We start from the raw sequence: 17,761 nt of genomic DNA, 5'->3' as shown, positions 1-17,761 counted from the left end.
ATGGAACCATTCGAACCAAAATCGGATTTCGAATATCCCATGCAAAAACCTTCTTTTGACAGTGTAGTTCGTCAAAAACGGCGTGAAGCAGAACAAAAGTCTGAGCAAGAACGATATAAGGTGGCAACTCAACACATTCCTGAGGATGTGGAAGATGAACCAGTTTATACGGCTATAGAGCAGAAGATGATGGATGAAGCAAGGGAATTGTCTCTTGTAGGACATCTTTCAGAGCTGCGAAAACGATTGATTATAATAGCTGTAGCAGTTATTGTGGGAACTTGTATTTCTTATTATTATGTAGACTTATTATTGGAAATACTCCTAAAACCGGCTGGCAAGCTCTATTATATGAGACCTACTGAAGCATTTTTTACATATATGAAGGTGTCTGTTGTAGGTGGCCTAGTCATAGCCGCTCCCATTATATTGCATCAGATTTGGCTATTTGTTAAGCCTGCACTAACTGTGCGAGAAAAGCAGCTATCTAACTGGATCTTACCAGTAGCAATTGGTCTATTCGGGATAGGTATTGTATTTTCTTATTTTCTCGTATTGCCTGCAGCGGTGAAGTTCTTTATGGGCTTTGCTACAGATGAATTACAACCGATGTTTTCTATTGGTCAGTATATGGATTTTGTATTATCCTTTGTACTGCCCTTTGGATTTATCTTTGAGTTGCCGTTGATCTTAATTATTTTGGGATATTTCAACTTAATCACATCACGCTTTTTAAAAACGAAGCGAAAGATATTTATTCTTATATCCTTTATCATAGGTGCTGTCATTTCACCTACACCGGATATGTTCTCTCAAACGATGATTGCATTACCTATGATATTGCTATATGAAACAAGCCTATTTGTATTGGCTAAGATTATGAAGCGCTAAGGAGTCTTTTAGGAGGAACGATGAAAACCTACGAAAATTTAACCACATATAATCCTGGTGAAATAGAAGGCAAATGGTATTCTTATTGGGAAAATCAAGGATACTTTCACGAAGAAGTAGACACGAAGAAAGAGCCATTTAGTATCGTATTACCACCTCCTAATGTAACTGGTATGTTGCATATGGGGCATGCCCTTGATAACACATTACAAGACATCCTCATCCGTTTTAAACGCATGCAAGGCTACAATGTATTGTGGATGCCAGGTACAGACCATGCTGGTATTGCTACACAAATCAAAGTAGAAGAGATGCTTGCTAAAGAAGAGGGAAAATCTCGCTATGATTTGGGTCGCGAAAAATTTGTAGAGCGCGTATGGGAATGGAAAAAAGAATACGGTGATACTATCGTAAAACAAATCCGTAGCCTTGGCGCATCCTGTGATTGGACACGTGAGCGATTTACTTTGGATGAAGGATACTACCATGCAGTGCGCGAAGTATTTGTAAGCCTTTATGAAAAAGGTTTGATCTATCGCGGTGAACGCATCATCAACTGGTGTCCTCGTTGTGCCACTGCGTTATCTGATGTTGAAGTTGAGCATGAAGACGAACATGGCCATTTATGGCATATTAAATATCCTGTAAAAGGTGAAGATAATCGTTTCGTTGTTGTTGCTACAACTCGTCCAGAAACAATGTTTGGTGACGTAGCAGTAGCAGTAAATCCTGATGATGATCGTTATAAAGATCTCATTGGTAAAACATTGATCTTGCCATTTGTTAATCGAGAAATTCCTGTAATTGCCGATGACTATGTAGATACTAGCTTCGGTACAGGATGTGTAAAAATTACACCTGCTCATGACCCTAATGACTTTGAAATGGGCCAACGTCATAATTTGGAATCCATCGTTGTTATGAACAATGATGCAACAATGAATGAAGGTGCTGGCAAATTTAATGGCTTACCTCGTGAAGAAGCGCGTAAACAAGTAGTAGCAGAACTCAAAGAATTAGGCCTACTTGAAAAAATTGATGATCATGACCATGCAGTAGGTCATTGCTCCCGTTGTAATACAATCATCGAACCAATGGTATCTAAACAATGGTTCGTAGATATGAAACCATTGGCAGAGCCCGCTCTTAAGGTTGTTAAAGACCACGAAGTAGAGTTCGTTCCTGAACGTTTTACAAAAACATATGTGAACTGGCTTGAAAATATCCGCGATTGGACGATTTCTCGTCAATTGTGGTGGGGCCATCGCATTCCTGCATGGTATTGTGATAACTGTGGTGAAACTATCGTTAGCCGTGAAGATATTACAGAATGTCCTCATTGCCACGGTCATGTTACACAAGATCCAGATGTTCTTGATACATGGTTTAGCTCTGGTTTATGGCCGTTTGCCACAATGGGTTGGCCTAAGCAAACTCCAGAACTTAAACAATGGTATCCAACAAGTGTGCTTGTAACTGGTTACGATATTATCTTCTTCTGGGTTGCTCGCATGATCTTTATGGCTCTTGAGTTTGAACATGAAATTCCATTTAAACATGTATTTATTCACGGTCTTGTTCGCGATAGCCAGGGCCGTAAAATGAGTAAATCCTTGGGCAATGGTATTAATCCGCTTGAAGTTATCGACCAATATGGTGCTGATGCATTGCGCTTTACTCTTGTAACTGGCAACACACCTGGTAACGATATGCGTTTCTATATGGAACGTGTTGAGGCTAACCGTAACTTTGCCAATAAGATTTGGAATGCATCAAAATTTGTATTGATGAACCTTACAAATTATGATGAAAGTTTCGTTCCAACAGCAGATGATTTGACATTAGCAGACCAATGGATTGTTCAAAAATACAATGAAACAGTACAAAGCGTAACATCTAATCTCGATAAATTCGAACTTGGTGAAGCTGCAAGTTCCGTATATGATTTCATTTGGAATACGTACTGCGATTGGTACATTGAATTAGCGAAACCTCGTTTGTATAGTGAAAGCAACGAACGTGATCGTCGTACAGTTCAATATTTACTTGTAACAATCTTACGTCATATGCTCGAATTATTACATCCATTCATGCCGTTCGTAACTGAACATATTTGGCAACATTTGCCACACGAAGGGGACAGCATCGTTGTTACTAAATGGCCTGAAGCATTGAAATTTGATAATCTTGAAGGGGCAGCACGTCAAATGGAAGTTATGATGGATGCTATCAAAGGTATTCGTAACATGCGTGCTGAAATGAATGTGCCTTTAGGTAAAAAAGCTGAGGTTATCGTAGCGCCAACAGATGAAGCATTAGCTAAAACTGTAGCAGAACATAGTGACTACTTCGTAACATTGGCTTGGGCTGAGAAAGTAACAATTCTTGGTACCGATGATCTAAAACCAGAAAATGCGACTGTAACCGTTGTCAATGGTATGGAAGTATATCTCTTACTTAAAGACTTGATTGACGGTGAAAAAGAAAGAGAGCGTATTGCAAAGGAAAAAATCCAAATGGAAAAAGAAATTTCTCGTTTGGAAGGTAAATTGTCTAACCAAGGTTTCTTAGCAAAAGCTCCTGAAGCTGTCGTAGCAAAAGAAAAAGAAAAGTTAGAAGAATATAAACAAAAACAACAAGCGTTATTGGAACGCGAAGCGTTCCTTGAAACCTTATAATAGGAGGTTTATATGACATATCAAGAGGCCTTAGCCTATTTGGAGCAGGCATCTTCATTTGGTATTAAACCTGGCCTTGAACGAATTATGGCTCTTATGGATGTATTAGGGAATCCACAAGAGGCCTATAAAATTGTTCATGTTACAGGTACAAATGGTAAGGGCTCGGTTACCTCATATATTTCCTACGCACTGTTTACAAGTGGATTACGGGTGGGGCGATTTACATCGCCTCACCTTCAATCCTATACGGAGCGTATTCAAATTAATGAGGGAAATATAACAGAGGAAGCCTTTGGGACATTAATTAGTCGCGTAAAGGTTGCCGTAGATACTATCATCAGCAATGGAATAGAAGCGCCAACACAATTTGAAATATTAACAGCTGCCGCATTTTTATTCTTTAAGGAGCAAGGTGTAGACTATGCCGTAGTAGAAGTTGGTTTAGGGGGCTTACTAGATTCTACTAATATCGTGACCCCAAAAGTATCTGTTATTACCAATGTAACTATTGATCATCAGGCGTATTGTGGTGATACTGTCGAGGAGATTGCACGCCATAAAGTGGGGATTATCAAACCTAATGTGCCTGTAGTGACAGCTGCACAAGATACACCTCTTAATATCATTGAGGACGTAGCTAAAAAACAACATGCCAAGCTTTATGTTTTTAATAAAGATTTTGGTATTGATAGCCGCAGTGCCGTAACGGGTGGTCAAATGATAACTGTTAGTTCTAACGATGCTGCACCTGCTATGTTGTTTACGACAATGGCTGGCATTCACCAATCTGTAAACCTTGCTTGTGCATTGATGGCTGTACGCCTGTTGATGAAAGAGGATACGAACATCAGTGAAGAAACGATGCGCGAAGGCTTCGCTCGCACTATGTGGGCGGGGCGCTTTGAAGTTAAACGAGGCTTAGATCGTACTTTTATATTTGATGGTGCCCACAATGCGGCAGGGGCTGAGTCTTTTGCCATGACGTACAATGAACTATTTAAGGACACACCGAAAACGGTGGTAATGGCAATCCTTAAAGATAAAGATCAAGAGGCTATCATTCGTGAAGTCGTTAAATCTGGCGACACAGTCCTCGCTGTACCTGCACCAACAGATAGAACAGAGGTACCTGAGAGCTTGGTTGAAGTGATTCGCCGTACTGTGCCTAAGGTGACGGCTCAAACTGCAGAATCTGTTGAGGCTGCGTTAGCCTTAGCATACAAACATACAAAGAATGGTGATATCATTGCTGTATGTGGTTCTTTATATATTTTAGGGGATGCTCGTCAGTGGTTTTTCCATGAGATGAGTCATTGAGGTGAGATTATGGAACTCTCACTCATTCCTAATCAGAAACGAATTACCTTTTATATTGAACGATTAATCTATGGTGTTGTCATTGCGATGCCACTTCAGCCAATGGTGGGAGATGTACTTCTCTGGTTGGCCATAGGTCTGGCATTATATGATTTAATTTCTAGTAAATCATTGAGTCTGCCGACCGGTTATCTATCTTGGACTGTTATGATCTTTGTTATCTGGACAGGTATATCGTCATTAATGTCACCAAACTGGGATTGGTCTATTCAGAGTTGGTTCTACCAAATTGTGGCGGGTGGGGGCATGTACTATTTAGTTCGTACCTATATTCGAACACCTAAACAGTGGAACTATTTTCTTCGTGCCTTTTTAGGTACAGCCGTTCTTGTATGCATAATTGGGGCCTATCAGTATATATTTGTTCCTAATATACATATAAAAGAATGGGTAGATGCAGCACAATTTCCTAAATTGATGCGTCGAATGGCGTCTACATTGCAAAATCCCAATTTGTTAGGGGCCTATCTATTGATGGTACTAAGTGTATGTATTAGCTATATTCTTGTTTATATGAAAGAGAATCGTACACGTGAAGTCCTTACAATGCTGATCATTGGTGTTATATTATTTTTAACAATGTTATTAACCTATTCTCGTGGTATTTGGATTAGTTTTGCGGCCATGATTCTGTATTGGGCTATTTTCGTAGAACGAAGACTGTTCTTATCTTTGTTAGTGGTACCGTTAATTCTATATTTCTATGAAGGTGAGGTTGCTTCACGACTTTGGTCTATATTCCAAGGACATGATACATCATCAGATCTTCGCTGGGCTCTATGGGATAGCACAATGTATATCGTACGTGAAAATCCAATCTTTGGTATTGGGTGGAATACATTCTACTTAGTGTATCCAGAGTATAACTATTATATTCAAGGTCCTAATGTATTAATGTATCATGCCCATAATTTATATTTAAATATACTGGCTGAAACAGGTATTCCTGGCTTGCTATCATTCCTAGCGATTATCGTCGGTCATGTTATTACATCTGTTCGTTTGAAAGGAGATATGTTCCGACAAGCTGCACAGATAGGTATAGGTGCTTTAGCTATCGGAGTTCTTTTTAGTGGATTGTCTGATTTTGAGCTCTATAGCCATCAAGTTGCTATTGTTTTTTGGCAGCTCCTTGGTTGGGTTGGGGCCTTTGTGAAAGTACAACTTTCCACAAAGGACCCTATGTAAAAGGTATACTTTGTATAATTAGTAAGTTTTATGGTAGCGATACAATTTCATAGTATGGTATAGTTTATACATACCTTAGCAGGGTAAGATTAAGTATATTTAACCGGTTTTCTAATGTTAGAATAATTGAACATTATTGCTCGCATTTGAAAATCGGTTTTTTGTATATCTATATCTTTATAGGAGTTGTAGCGGTCTGTTTTTGTATATATTATATTTTTTTATTATATTGAGAAGACTTCATATGTTGTATTGGGATAGTTCGATATACATAAAAAAACAACAATATATACTATTAAATTAATAATTCCTGTGAGTTATATCGGTGTGAATAAAACTTATGTAAAAATGTAAAAATCCATGCGTTTTAGTCATAATGCACGGGTAGAGTGTGATAAAAAATACATTTTAGTCATATAAGTTGACAATACATTGGATGTGGACTACGATGAAGTCGGTTTAAGGAACGTATTAGACCAAAGAGATTCAATTGTCGTTTAACAATGTTACTCTTAAAGGAGATGGTTATGGTGATAGACATCAAAGACCGCGTAAAAAATGTGGACCTGCAAGGTAAAATTGTCACTGCTTATGATGCAGCCCAGTTGATTAACCCTAATGATAAAGTTGGTATTTCCGGCTTTACACCATCGGGTTATGCAAAGGCAGTACCATTGGCATTGGCAGAAAGAATGGAAAAAGAACCATTCAAAATTGATTTGTGGACAGGTGCTTCCGTAGGTGATGAAGCTGATGGTGCGTTAACTCGTGCTAACGGTATCAATCGTCGTTTCCCATATCAAACAAATGGGGATACACGTAAAGCCTTAAATAGCGGTGCTGTTAAATACATCGATATGCATTTAAGCACAATGGCACAAAATGTTCGATATGGCTTCTTTGGTGATTTAGATGTAGCGATTATCGAAGCTGCACAAATTAACGAAGACGGCTCCATTGTTCCAACTACATCTGTTGGGAACTCTCCAACATTTGTTAGCCAAGCTAAAAAGGTTATCGTAGAAGTAAATGTATCTCAACCACTTTCCTTGGTAGGTATGCATGATATCTATGAACCACTCGATCCACCACATCGTAAACCAATTCCATTGGAAACACCTGGTGATCGTATTGGTACTGAAGCAATTCCTTGTGACCCAAGTAAAATTGTTGCAGTAGTACCTTGTGATGTTCCTGATACAACAAGACCTTTAGCGCCTATTGATGATGATGCAAAGGCAATGAGTCAACACCTTATTAAATTCTTCGAACAAGAAATTGCAGAAGGTCGTTTGCCTAAAAACTTGCTTCCATTGCAATCTGGTGTAGGTTCCGTTGCAAATGCGGTAATCAGTGGTCTTGCTAAAGGGCCATTCACAGATTTATCTATTTATACAGAAGTAATCCAAGACGGTATGTTTGACTTGATCGATGCTGGTAAAGTAACTGTATGTTCTGGTACTGCATTGAGTCCTTCTCCAGATGGGTTGAAACGTTTCTATGCGAATATTGATGAATATCGTAAAAAAATTATTCTTCGTCCGCAAGAAATTTCCAATAACCCTGGTATTGCCCGTCGTATTGGTGTCATTGCCATGAATACCGCTATCGAATTTGATATTTTTGGCAATGTAAACTCTACTCATATTATGGGTAGCAAAATGATGAATGGTGTTGGTGGTTCTGGTGATTTTGCACGTAGTGCATATCTCACTATCTTCTGTACCAATTCCGTTGCTAAAAATGGCGACATCAGTTCTATCGTTCCATATGTATCCCATGTGGATCATCCAGAACATGACACTATGATTTTCTGTACAGAACAAGGTGTTGCTGACTGTCGTGGTTTGAGCCCAGTGGAAAGAGCTCGTTTGATTATTGAAAAATGTGCTCACCCAGACTACAAACCTATGTTAACTGAATACCTAGAAAAAGCATTAGCTGCAACAAAGAATGCCCATACACCAATGTTGCTTGATGAAGCTCTTTCTTGGCATAAACGCTTCACAGAAACTGGAAGCATGAAAAAATAACCTGTTTTTTTAGGAGGATGATGAAAACATGGCTTACGAAAACTTAAAAGCCCAAATTGCTGAGTACAACAAACTTTGTGACGAAAAATGCGCAAAAACTCCAGAACGTCAAAACTTAAAATACAACCGTGTGTATACACCAGTTGATATTGAAGGCTTTGACTATGAACGCGATTTGGGAATGCCTGGCGAATTCCCTTATACTCGTGGCGTACAACCTACTATGTACCGTGGTCGTTTCTGGACAATGCGTATGTATGCAGGTTTCGCTACAGCTGAAGAATCTAACAAACGTTACCGCTACCTAATCGAATCTGGTGCAACAGGTCTTTCTTGTGCATTCGACTTGCCAACTCAAATCGGTTATGACTCTGATGATGTTATGGCTGAAGGCGAAGTTGGTAAAGTAGGTGTAGCGATTGACTCTTTGGCAGATATGGAAATCTTGTTCGACGGCATCGACCTTGGCAAAGTATCCACTTCCATGACAATCAACGCTCCAGCATCCGTTTTGTTGGCAATGTATATCGCAGTAGCTGAAAAACAAGGTGTACCTTCCACAGAATTGAAAGGTACTATTCAAAATGATATTTTGAAAGAATATGCAGCTCGTGGTACTTACATTTTCCCTCCAAAACCATCTATGCGTTTGATCACTAATATCTTCGAATATTGTTCTCAATACGTTCCAAAATGGAATACAATTTCTATCTCCGGTTACCACATCCGTGAAGCAGGTTCCACAGCAGCACAAGAAATCGCATTTACAATTGCTGATGGTATCGCATATGTAGAAGCAGCTTTGAAAGCTGGTCTTGATGTTGATACATTTGCTGGTCGTCTTTCCTTCTTCTGGAATGCTCATAATAATGTACTTGAAGAAGTTGCTAAATTCCGCGCATCTCGTCGCTTATGGGCAACAATCATGAAAGAACGTTTTGGTGCTAAAAAACCAAAATCCATGATGCTTCGTGTACATACTCAAACAGCGGGCTCCATGTTGACTGCACAACAAGTTGATAACAACATCGTTCGTGTTGCTCTTCAAACTGCAGCTGCTGTAATGGGCGGTACTCAATCCTTACATACAAACTCCCGTGACGAAGCTTTGGCTCTTCCTACAGAAGCATCTGTACAAGTAGCTCTTCGTACTCAACAAATCGTGGCTTACGAATCTGGTTTGGCTGACGTAGTTGACCCATTGGGCGGCTCTTACTATGTTGAAGCTATGACTAATGCTATCTATGACGAAGCTATGGCATACATCAAAAAAATTGATGAAATGGGCGGCGCTGTAGTAGCAATCGAAAAAGGCTACATCCAAAAAGAAATTCAAGAATCCGCTTACAAATGGCAAATGGAAGTTGAATCTGGCTTGCGCACAATCGTCGGCGTAAATAAATTCCAAGTCGAAGAAGAAGCTCCAAAAGACTTACTTCGCGTAGATGCTTCCGTAGGTGTTAACCAATCTAAGAAAACTCAAGCAGTTCGTGCTAACCGCGATCAAGCCGCAGTTGATAAAGCCTTAGCTGATTTGAAAGCTGGCGCAGCTGACGAATCTGTTAACTTGATGCCATTAATTCTTGCAGCAGTTAAAACATATGCTACTTTGGGTGAAATTTGTAATGTATTGCGCGAAGTATTCGGTGAATACGAAGCTCATTCCACATTATAATATCGGCTGATTTCGGAGGTAATATATCATGGCAGAAAAACGTATTAGAGTAATTGTAGCAAAACCAGGTCTTGATGGTCATGACCGTGGTGCAAAAGTAGTAGCACGCGCACTTCGCGATGCTGGTTTCGAAGTAATCTACACTGGTCTTCGTCAAACACCAGAACAAATCGTTGAAGCAGCGCTTTCTGAAGACGTTAATGTAGTTGCATTATCTCTTCTTTCTGGTGCTCATAATACATTGTTCCCTAAAATTGTTGAACTTTTGAAAGAAAAAGGCATGGGGGATGTTCTTGTAATCGGTGGTGGCGTTATTCCTGACGCTGATATCCCTGGCTTGAAAAAAGCTGGCGTAGCGGCAGTATTCACACCTGGCACACCAACTAGCGATATCGTTAACTTTATTAAAGAAAACGTAAAATAATTGCTTAGGGCAAAGAGGGGTGCAACTCAAATAATTGGCTCCCCTCTATTCCCATATTCGAAGATAGGTGGTGAGGCGAATGGATTTAGTTAAAGGCCTTTTTGAAGGTTCTAGACTAGCCTTAGCACGGTCCATAACGGCTGTAGAAAACGAGTATGATAATGCCATCGATATTATGAAGGCCATTTACCCTAAAACGGGGAATGCACGTATTCTCGGTATTACAGGGGCCCCTGGTGCTGGTAAAAGTACTTTGACTGATAAAGTAGTTAAACATTATTTAGATCAAGGTAAAAAAATCGGTATCGTTGCCATCGACCCAACTAGCCCATTCTCTGGTGGTGCTATCTTGGGGGACCGTATTCGAATGAATGATTTAACATTAAATGAAAATGTGTTCATTCGAAGCATGGGCACGCGTGGTAGTCTTGGTGGATTATCTAAAAAGACTGCAGACGTTGTAAAACTCATGGATGCCTTTGGCATGGATTTAGTAATCATTGAAACTGTAGGCGTAGGTCAATCTGAAGTAGATATTGTAAAAAATGCTGATACTACATTGGTTGTACTGGTTCCTGGTCTCGGTGATGATATCCAAGCTATCAAGGCGGGTATTCTTGAAATTGGCGATGTATTTGCTATCAACAAAGCTGACCGAGATGGTTGCGATCGTTTGAATGTAGAAATTGAAATGATGCTTGACCTAGATTCTCGTGAAGTAAAATGGCGCCCACCAATTAAGCGCACAATTGCTAGTAAAGACCAAGGCGTAGATGAGCTTATCGACGCTTTAGATGAACATTTTGAGTATCTTGAAGATTCTGGTGAATTGGAATCTCGTCGGGCAGAACGTACTCGTGATGAAATCATCGCAATGATTAATGAACAAATTGGTCGTTATGTAGCTGATAAAATTGTTACAAGCGACGAATTTAATAGCCAAGTGGCAGCTGTTAATGAACGCGAAAGCGATCCATATACAGTTGTTAATGGCGTAATGACAAGCGTGCTAAAGTAGACGGCGACTACGTAGCATTAGAGATTTAGCCTTGAAAAGGAGATAATCAAAATGGCTTTTAAAGTATTACAAGTGGATCACATCGGTATTGGTGTTAATGATTTAGCAGCAACTAAAGAATTCTATAAAAATGCATTAGGCATTGAACATCTTCCTGAAGACGAAATCGTAGAAGAACAAAAGGTAAAAGTATCCTTCTTCCCTTGTGGTGATGCTGAACTTGAATTCTTAGAAACTACAACTCCAGATGGCCCTATCGGTAAATTTATCGAAAAAAATGGAGGTCGTGATGGTATCCAACACGTTGCATTGCGCGTTGACAATATTGAAAATGCTATTGCTGATTTGATGGCTAAAGGCGTTCGTATGATTGACGAAAAACCTCGTTATGGTGCAGGCGGTTCCTCAATTGCTTTCTTACATCCAAAAGCAACTGGTGGTGTATTGCTTGAATTATGTCAACGTATGAAATAATACAGTATCCAATTCACATCATTATATATGAGTTGTAGATATACATATACATATACATATAATTCTACGTTATATATTAAATATGTATGCTTCTTGAACTTTATTCATTTATGAAATAAAATGATACTGTAACAAGTTTTATTTGGAGGTGCTATAATGGCAACAGTGCAGGAAAAAATCGAGTTATTGCACGAAAAACTAGCTAAAGTTAAAGCTGGTGGCGGCGAAAAACGCGTTGAGAAACAACATGCTCAAGGTAAAATGACTGCTCGCGAACGCTTGGCTAAATTGTTCGATGATAATTCCTTCGTTGAACTTGATCAATTTGTTAAACATCGTTGTGTTAACTTCGGTCAAGAAAAGAAAGAATTACCAGGCGAAGGTGTAGTAACAGGTTATGGTACTATCGACGGTCGTTTAGTATATGCATTCGCACAAGATTTCACTGTAGAAGGTGGTTCTCTTGGTGAAATGCATGCTGCTAAAATCGTTAAAGTACAACGTTTAGCAATGAAAATGGGTGCTCCTATTGTTGGTATTAACGATTCCGGCGGTGCTCGTATTCAAGAAGCAGTAGATGCCCTTGCTGGTTACGGTAAAATTTTCTTTGAAAATACAAATGCATCTGGTGTTATTCCACAAATTTCCGTAATCATGGGCCCATGTGCGGGCGGTGCTGTATATTCTCCAGCATTGACTGACTTCATCTACATGGTTAAAAATACTTCTCAAATGTTCATCACTGGTCCTGCAGTAATCAAATCTGTAACTGGTGAAGAAGTAACAGCTGAAGATCTTGGTGGTGCAATGGCTCACAACTCCGTGTCTGGTGTTGCTCACTTTGCAGCTGAAAATGAAGATGATTGTATCGCTCAAATTCGTTACTTATTAGGCTTCTTGCCATCCAATAATATGGAAGATGCTCCATTGGTAGATACTGGTGACGATCCAACTCGTGAGGATGAAAGCTTGAATAGCTTGTTGCCAGATAACAGTAACATGCCTTACGACATGAAAGATGTTATCGCAGCTACTGTAGATAATGGCGAATACTATGAAGTACAACCATTCTATGCTACTAATATCATTACTTGCTTCGCTCGTTTTGATGGTCAATCCGTTGGTATCATTGCTAACCAACCAAAAGTAATGGCTGGTTGCTTGGACATTAACGCTTCTGACAAATCTTCCCGTTTCATCCGTTTCTGTGATGCTTTCAATATTCCAATCGTTAACTTTGTTGACGTTCCTGGTTTCTTGCCTGGCACAAATCAAGAATGGGGCGGTATCATTCGTCATGGTGCTAAAATGTTATATGCTTACTCTGAAGCTACAGTACCAAAAATTACTGTTATCACTCGTAAAGCATATGGCGGTTCCTACCTCGCTATGTGTTCCCAAGATTTAGGCGCAGACCAAGTATATGCTTGGCCTACATCCGAAATCGCTGTAATGGGTCCTGCTGGTGCAGCTAATATTATCTTCAAGAAAGACGAAGATAAAGATGCTAAAACAGCTAAATATGTAGAAGAGTTTGCGACTCCTTACAAAGCTGCAGAACGTGGCTTCGTAGATGTTGTAATCGAACCTAAACAAACTCGTCCAGCAGTTATCAACGCTTTGGCAATGCTTGCAAGTAAACGCGAAAACCGTGCTCCAAAGAAACATGGTAATATTCCATTATAATTCGATTCGGTAAACATATCATCGAATTTGGGAGATACCTTTCTTTACTACTTTTTTAGAAAGGGGAATGATTATGGAAGGACAAGCAGTTACTACCAATCCTTGGTTAATCATGGCGATTAATATGACAGTTGTATTTGCTGTATTGATAGCTTTAGGTATTCTTATGGAAATCGTACATTTAATCGATCCTACTAAGAAGAAAAAAGAAGCACCAGCAGCAACTGCTCCTGTTGCTACTCCAACAGCTATTCCTGTAGCTCCAGCAAATGCATCTGCTCAAAATGAGGATGAAGTAGTAGCAGCTATCGTAGGTGCCATTGTGGCGATGGGGTACTCATCTGAACAAATTGCATCTATTCGACCTACAGCAACCAGTGCTAAATGGCGCTTGGAAGGTCGCTTAAGCGGTAGAGGTTAAAATATTTTTAGGAGGCATTTGTAATGAGCAATGCTACAACAACTAACGGTAAAGCTCCATCTCAAGATGTAGTAGCAGTAATCGTTGGTGCATTAGCGGCAATGGGTTATTCCGCTGATCAAATCGCGCATATCCGTCCAATCGTAAGCTACAATTGGAAAATGGAAGGCCGTTTGCGTGGTAATCGATAAGATAATTGGCTAATTTGATAATCCATGGGATTACTCAATTTATATGTGTAAAAATATTTATAAGTTTTGTGTAGAAACTACACATTTTGGAGGAATTTAAGATGAAAAAATTCAACGTTACAGTAAATGGTACAGCATATGATGTAGAAGTTAATGAAGTGAAAGCAGCGGCTCCTGCAGCAGCTCCTAAAGCAGCTCCAGCAGCAGCTCCAGCTCCTAAAGCAGCTCCTGCACCAGCACCAGCTCCAGCTGCAGCAGCAGCTCCAGTTCCAGCAGGTGCTGAAACTGTAAAAGCTCCAATGCCTGGTAAAATCTTATCTGTAGCAGTATCTGCTGGTCAAGCAGTTAAAAAAGGCGAAACTTTGTTGATTCTTGAAGCTATGAAAATGCAAAATGAAATCGCAGCTCCTCATGATGCTGTAGTTTCCGAAGTTCGCGTATCTGCTAACCAAACTGTATCCACTGGCGATGACATGGTTGTTCTTGGCTAATACCAAGTGTTGTATGACGTGGCTGCGCCACGTCATCTAACAATTTTATATTTGTGAAAGGGGAACGCATATGGAGGCTTTTGCTGTTGCGATACAATCTGTTATTAACGATAGCGGGTTCCTCGCATTTACAACAGGCAATGCTATTATGATTCTTGTAGGTTTGATCCTATTGTATTTAGCATTTGCTCGTGAGTTCGAACCATTATTGTTGGGTCCGATTGCGTTTGGTTGTTTACTTGCCAATATTCCTCGTAACGGTTTCGAAGAAGGCGTTATGGCGCTTATTAGTGCAGGTATCTCCCAAGAAATCTTCCCACCTTTAATTTTCCTTGGTGTAGGTGCAATGACTGACTTTGGTCCACTCATTGCTAATCCTAAAACATTGCTTTTAGGGGCTGCTGCTCAAATCGGTGTATTTGCTGCCTTAGGTGGCGCAATGATGCTTGGCTTTACAGCTCAAGAAGCGGCTGCTATTGGTATCATCGGTGGTGCTGATGGCCCTACATCCATTTACTTAGCTACTAAGCTAGCTCCTCATTTATTAGGTGCTATCGCGGTTGCCGCATATTCCTATATGTCCTTGGTACCGTTGATTCAACCACCTGTAATGAAACTCTTCACTACTCAAAAAGAACGTGAAATCGTTATGGAACAATTGCGCGAAGTAACACGTTTTGAAAAAATCGTGTTCCCAATCGTTGCAACGATCTTCATTTCCTTATTGCTTCCTTCCATTACATCCCTTTTAGGTATGTTGATGTTAGGTAACTTGTTCCGTGAATCTGGCGTAACTGATCGTTTATCCGATACTTCTCAAAACGCATTGATCAATACAGTTACAATTTTCTTAGCAACTGGTACTGGTTTGACAATGAGTGCGGAACACTTCTTAAGCTTAGAAACCATCAAAATTATTCTTTTAGGCTTATTCGCATTTATTTGCGGTACAGCTGGTGGCGTATTGTTCGGTAAATTGATGAACTTAGTAGATGGTGGTAAAACAAATCCACTTATTGGTTCTGCCGGTGTATCTGCGGTTCCAATGGCAGCTCGCGTATCTCAAGTAGTAGGTGCGAAAGCTAACCCAGCTAACTTCTTGCTCATGCATGCTATGGGACCTAACGTAGCTGGCGTTATTGGTACAGCAGTAGCTGCAGGTACAATGCTTGCTATGTTGTCCAACCACTAATGATTTAATAATTATTCACCCAGGTGTACCTAAATAGGTACACCTATTGGTGAATCAAAAAGCCCTTGGTCATTATGTAATCATACATAAAAAGGGAATATTTGCAATAAATGCTTTTCAGATCGGTCATTAGGTGATTAGCAAGATTTCACAGAATAACCTTCTAGTGCTTTAAATATAGTAGAGGTGGTCACTTGTTATCAATTGAATTAAAAATACTGATTTGTTTTGTCTGGGCATTTATTGTTTTTTTTATTACTGCACTGATTATCGGTACTGAAGGCAAAGCCAAATGGTTTCAGCAGAGAACTAAATATTCTTGGTTTAACCGCCGAGGTTTTCTTGGTGAAACTTTATTATTTGGGTATCCTAAAACAAGAGAGGGATATGGGATTACTTTTATAATGGCCTCTGCCATTGGTATCGTAGGTTATATTTTATATCTTTTATAATTATGTCAGTGCATTTCTCTGAAGGGAGATGATGATGTATGGGTACTGCAGAACAAACCTTAATCGTCCTTGCAGTCATGGCTGTTTTATTCGTTACGGAAATTATTCCTCTAGCTATTACTTCTTTAGGCGGCGCAATTACATTAGGCCTTATGGGTATTATTACTCCTAAGGTTGTATTCTCTGGTTTATCTGATAGTACAGTTGTGTTGTTTGCAGGCATGTTCGTTGTTGGTGCTGCATTATTCTATACTGGTTTGGCTCAAAAAATTGGGGAAACCGTAGTATCTCATGCAGGGACTAGCGAAAATGGCTTGATGCTTGCGATTATGCTTGTAACAGCTACCATGTCCGCATTTTTATCTAACACTGGTACAACAGCTGCGTTACTTCCTGTAGTTGTTGGTATCTGTGCTGTTGCTAAGATTCCTGCATCTCGTCAATTGATGCCTTTAGCATTCGCTGCAGGTATCGGTGGTATCATTACAATGGTTGGTACACCACCTAATATCATTGTAAGTGGTACATTGACTAAATTTGGCATTGAACCATTTGGTTTCTTTGAATTTGCTTGGATTGGTATTCCTTTGACTGTTGCTACTATCGTATTCATGATGCTCGTTGGTAAACATTTATTGCCTAAACATGAAATCACTGATGCTGGTGATGTAGAACAAGAAGTAGCGGCTGAAGATATTTCTAATGATCCTAAGAAACAATTGTTTTCTGGTCTTATTCTTTTAGGCGTTATCATTGCTATGATTTTAGGTGACGTGCTTAAGGACTATGGTATCAACTTACCGTTGAGTATGGTTGCCGTTATTGGCGCAATGCTTTGCGTTTTAACTGGCTGTTTGAATGAAAAACAAGCTTACACATCTATTGACTGGGTAACAATCTTCTTATTCGCTGGTATGATGCCAGTAGCAACAGCACTTGATCAATCTGGTGCTGGTAAAATGATTGCTGATGCAGTAATCGGTGTTATGGGTTCTAACCCTAGCCCTTACTTTGCAACAGCAGTATTGTTCATTTTATCTTGTGTTATGACTCAATTCATGTCTAACACTGCATCTTGTGCATTGTTGGCTCCTATCGGTATCTCTATTGCTCAAGGTATGGGTGCTGACCCTCATGCTGTATTGATGGCTATCGGTGTTGCTGCATCTTGTGCATTTGGTACACCTGTAGGTACACCTCCAAATACATTAGTACTTGGTCCTGGTCAATATAGATTTATGGACTATGTAAAAGCTGGTGTTCCATTGATTTTAGTTTGCTTCGTAGTAAGTTTAATTATTATTCCAATGGTATGGCCATTCTTCCCTGGTAAATAATAGGGGATAGGTTACTCTACTATAAGCGCATATAAGAGGTCGAATCATAAGGTTCGACCTCTTTTTTTGGATTATTTTTTGTTAAAGTCGCACTCGGCGAATCAATAAATATAGTATTGAATTAGTTTTATAAAAATATGCTACGTGGATTTAATTATTCTAATTTGATTGAGTAATAAAAATCAATGATAATAAATATTGATAATTGAATTCCTAGTATAGTAGTACGT

General features: G+C 39.5%; 16 protein-coding genes. All 16 read left to right on the top strand.

All coding sequences use genetic code 11. From position 1 onward, the window contains the following. Window positions 1-891: a twin-arginine translocase subunit TatC gene (tatC, locus tag HMPREF1865_RS03520; protein ID WP_012864607.1), complete on the top strand. Its 891-nt coding sequence runs from the start codon at window positions 1-3 to the stop codon at window positions 889-891. A gap of 20 nt (window positions 892-911) precedes the next feature. Beyond that, entirely contained in the window at window positions 912-3,569 is a 2,658-nt protein-coding gene (locus HMPREF1865_RS03515; protein ID WP_060919210.1) for a valine--tRNA ligase, read from the top strand. A 12-nt stretch (window positions 3,570-3,581) separates the two neighbouring features. Continuing rightward, on the top strand, window positions 3,582-4,889 hold the full coding sequence (locus HMPREF1865_RS03510) for a bifunctional folylpolyglutamate synthase/dihydrofolate synthase (protein WP_060919209.1): 1,308 nt from the start codon (window positions 3,582-3,584) through the stop codon (window positions 4,887-4,889). Between the two features lie 9 nt (window positions 4,890-4,898). Beyond that, on the top strand, window positions 4,899-6,137 hold the full coding sequence (locus HMPREF1865_RS03505) for an O-antigen ligase family protein (protein ID WP_060919208.1): 1,239 nt from the start codon (window positions 4,899-4,901) through the stop codon (window positions 6,135-6,137). 527 nt (window positions 6,138-6,664) lie between these two features. Continuing rightward, entirely contained in the window at window positions 6,665-8,170 is a 1,506-nt protein-coding gene (locus HMPREF1865_RS03500; RefSeq protein WP_004698680.1) for an acetyl-CoA hydrolase/transferase family protein, read from the top strand. A 28-nt stretch (window positions 8,171-8,198) separates the two neighbouring features. Then, complete coding sequence (locus HMPREF1865_RS03495) at window positions 8,199-9,845, top strand: acyl-CoA mutase large subunit family protein (RefSeq protein ID WP_004698747.1); 1,647 nt, start codon at window positions 8,199-8,201, stop codon at window positions 9,843-9,845. 28 nt (window positions 9,846-9,873) lie between these two features. Then, window positions 9,874-10,269 carry a cobalamin B12-binding domain-containing protein gene (locus HMPREF1865_RS03490; protein ID WP_004696492.1) on the top strand — a complete coding sequence of 132 codons (396 nt, stop codon included), beginning with the start codon at window positions 9,874-9,876 and terminating at the stop codon, window positions 10,267-10,269. Window positions 10,270-10,348: 79 nt separating this feature from the next. After that, entirely contained in the window at window positions 10,349-11,287 is a 939-nt protein-coding gene (gene meaB / locus HMPREF1865_RS03485; RefSeq protein WP_004696489.1) for a methylmalonyl Co-A mutase-associated GTPase MeaB, read from the top strand. A 51-nt stretch (window positions 11,288-11,338) separates the two neighbouring features. After that, complete coding sequence (gene mce / locus HMPREF1865_RS03480; protein ID WP_004696488.1) at window positions 11,339-11,761, top strand: methylmalonyl-CoA epimerase; 423 nt, start codon at window positions 11,339-11,341, stop codon at window positions 11,759-11,761. Window positions 11,762-11,917: 156 nt separating this feature from the next. Beyond that, window positions 11,918-13,447: a methylmalonyl-CoA decarboxylase subunit alpha gene (gene mmdA, locus HMPREF1865_RS03475; protein WP_004696486.1), complete on the top strand. Its 1,530-nt coding sequence runs from the start codon at window positions 11,918-11,920 to the stop codon at window positions 13,445-13,447. Between the two features lie 73 nt (window positions 13,448-13,520). Continuing rightward, entirely contained in the window at window positions 13,521-13,868 is a 348-nt protein-coding gene (gene mmdD / locus HMPREF1865_RS03470; protein ID WP_060919207.1) for a methylmalonyl-CoA decarboxylase subunit delta, read from the top strand. Between the two features lie 23 nt (window positions 13,869-13,891). Continuing rightward, window positions 13,892-14,059 carry a methylmalonyl-CoA decarboxylase subunit epsilon gene (gene mmdE, locus HMPREF1865_RS09550; protein WP_004696483.1) on the top strand — a complete coding sequence of 56 codons (168 nt, stop codon included), beginning with the start codon at window positions 13,892-13,894 and terminating at the stop codon, window positions 14,057-14,059. Between the two features lie 101 nt (window positions 14,060-14,160). Further along, on the top strand, window positions 14,161-14,550 hold the full coding sequence (gene mmdC, locus HMPREF1865_RS03465) for a methylmalonyl-CoA decarboxylase subunit gamma (RefSeq protein ID WP_004696481.1): 390 nt from the start codon (window positions 14,161-14,163) through the stop codon (window positions 14,548-14,550). A 70-nt stretch (window positions 14,551-14,620) separates the two neighbouring features. Then, window positions 14,621-15,742 (top strand): methylmalonyl-CoA decarboxylase subunit beta, encoded by a 1,122-nt coding sequence (gene mmdB, locus HMPREF1865_RS03460; protein ID WP_004698752.1) that lies wholly within the window; start codon window positions 14,621-14,623, stop codon window positions 15,740-15,742. 194 nt (window positions 15,743-15,936) lie between these two features. After that, a complete protein-coding gene (locus HMPREF1865_RS03455) occupies window positions 15,937-16,194 on the top strand; it encodes a hypothetical protein (RefSeq protein ID WP_060919206.1) in 258 nt (85 codons plus the stop codon). A gap of 38 nt (window positions 16,195-16,232) precedes the next feature. Then, on the top strand, window positions 16,233-17,531 hold the full coding sequence (locus tag HMPREF1865_RS03450; protein WP_004698729.1) for an SLC13 family permease: 1,299 nt from the start codon (window positions 16,233-16,235) through the stop codon (window positions 17,529-17,531). Window positions 17,532-17,761 lie beyond the last annotated feature (230 nt).

Origin of the sequence: Veillonella parvula (genome assembly GCF_001553335.1) — a bacterium.
GTDB classification, from domain to species: Bacteria; Bacillota; Negativicutes; order Veillonellales; family Veillonellaceae; genus Veillonella; species Veillonella parvula_S.
The sequence above is the reverse complement of the archived record's forward strand: the minus strand, read 5'-3'. Positions and strand labels throughout refer to the sequence as shown.

What these genes read in the sequence shown, in the direction of transcription:
- tatC (WP_012864607.1), top strand. Translation starts at nt 1, where the DNA reads ATGGAACCATTCGAACCAAAATCGGATTTCGAATATCCCATGCAAAAA.
- HMPREF1865_RS03515 (WP_060919210.1), top strand. Translation starts at nt 912, where the DNA reads ATGAAAACCTACGAAAATTTAACCACATATAATCCTGGTGAAATAGAA.
- HMPREF1865_RS03510 (WP_060919209.1), top strand. Translation starts at nt 3,582, where the DNA reads ATGACATATCAAGAGGCCTTAGCCTATTTGGAGCAGGCATCTTCATTT.
- HMPREF1865_RS03505 (WP_060919208.1), top strand. Translation starts at nt 4,899, where the DNA reads ATGGAACTCTCACTCATTCCTAATCAGAAACGAATTACCTTTTATATT.
- HMPREF1865_RS03500 (WP_004698680.1), top strand. Translation starts at nt 6,665, where the DNA reads ATGGTGATAGACATCAAAGACCGCGTAAAAAATGTGGACCTGCAAGGT.
- HMPREF1865_RS03495 (WP_004698747.1), top strand. Translation starts at nt 8,199, where the DNA reads ATGGCTTACGAAAACTTAAAAGCCCAAATTGCTGAGTACAACAAACTT.
- HMPREF1865_RS03490 (WP_004696492.1), top strand. Translation starts at nt 9,874, where the DNA reads ATGGCAGAAAAACGTATTAGAGTAATTGTAGCAAAACCAGGTCTTGAT.
- meaB (WP_004696489.1), top strand. Translation starts at nt 10,349, where the DNA reads ATGGATTTAGTTAAAGGCCTTTTTGAAGGTTCTAGACTAGCCTTAGCA.
- mce (WP_004696488.1), top strand. Translation starts at nt 11,339, where the DNA reads ATGGCTTTTAAAGTATTACAAGTGGATCACATCGGTATTGGTGTTAAT.
- mmdA (WP_004696486.1), top strand. Translation starts at nt 11,918, where the DNA reads ATGGCAACAGTGCAGGAAAAAATCGAGTTATTGCACGAAAAACTAGCT.
- mmdD (WP_060919207.1), top strand. Translation starts at nt 13,521, where the DNA reads ATGGAAGGACAAGCAGTTACTACCAATCCTTGGTTAATCATGGCGATT.
- mmdE (WP_004696483.1), top strand. Translation starts at nt 13,892, where the DNA reads ATGAGCAATGCTACAACAACTAACGGTAAAGCTCCATCTCAAGATGTA.
- mmdC (WP_004696481.1), top strand. Translation starts at nt 14,161, where the DNA reads ATGAAAAAATTCAACGTTACAGTAAATGGTACAGCATATGATGTAGAA.
- mmdB (WP_004698752.1), top strand. Translation starts at nt 14,621, where the DNA reads ATGGAGGCTTTTGCTGTTGCGATACAATCTGTTATTAACGATAGCGGG.
- HMPREF1865_RS03450 (WP_004698729.1), top strand. Translation starts at nt 16,233, where the DNA reads ATGGGTACTGCAGAACAAACCTTAATCGTCCTTGCAGTCATGGCTGTT.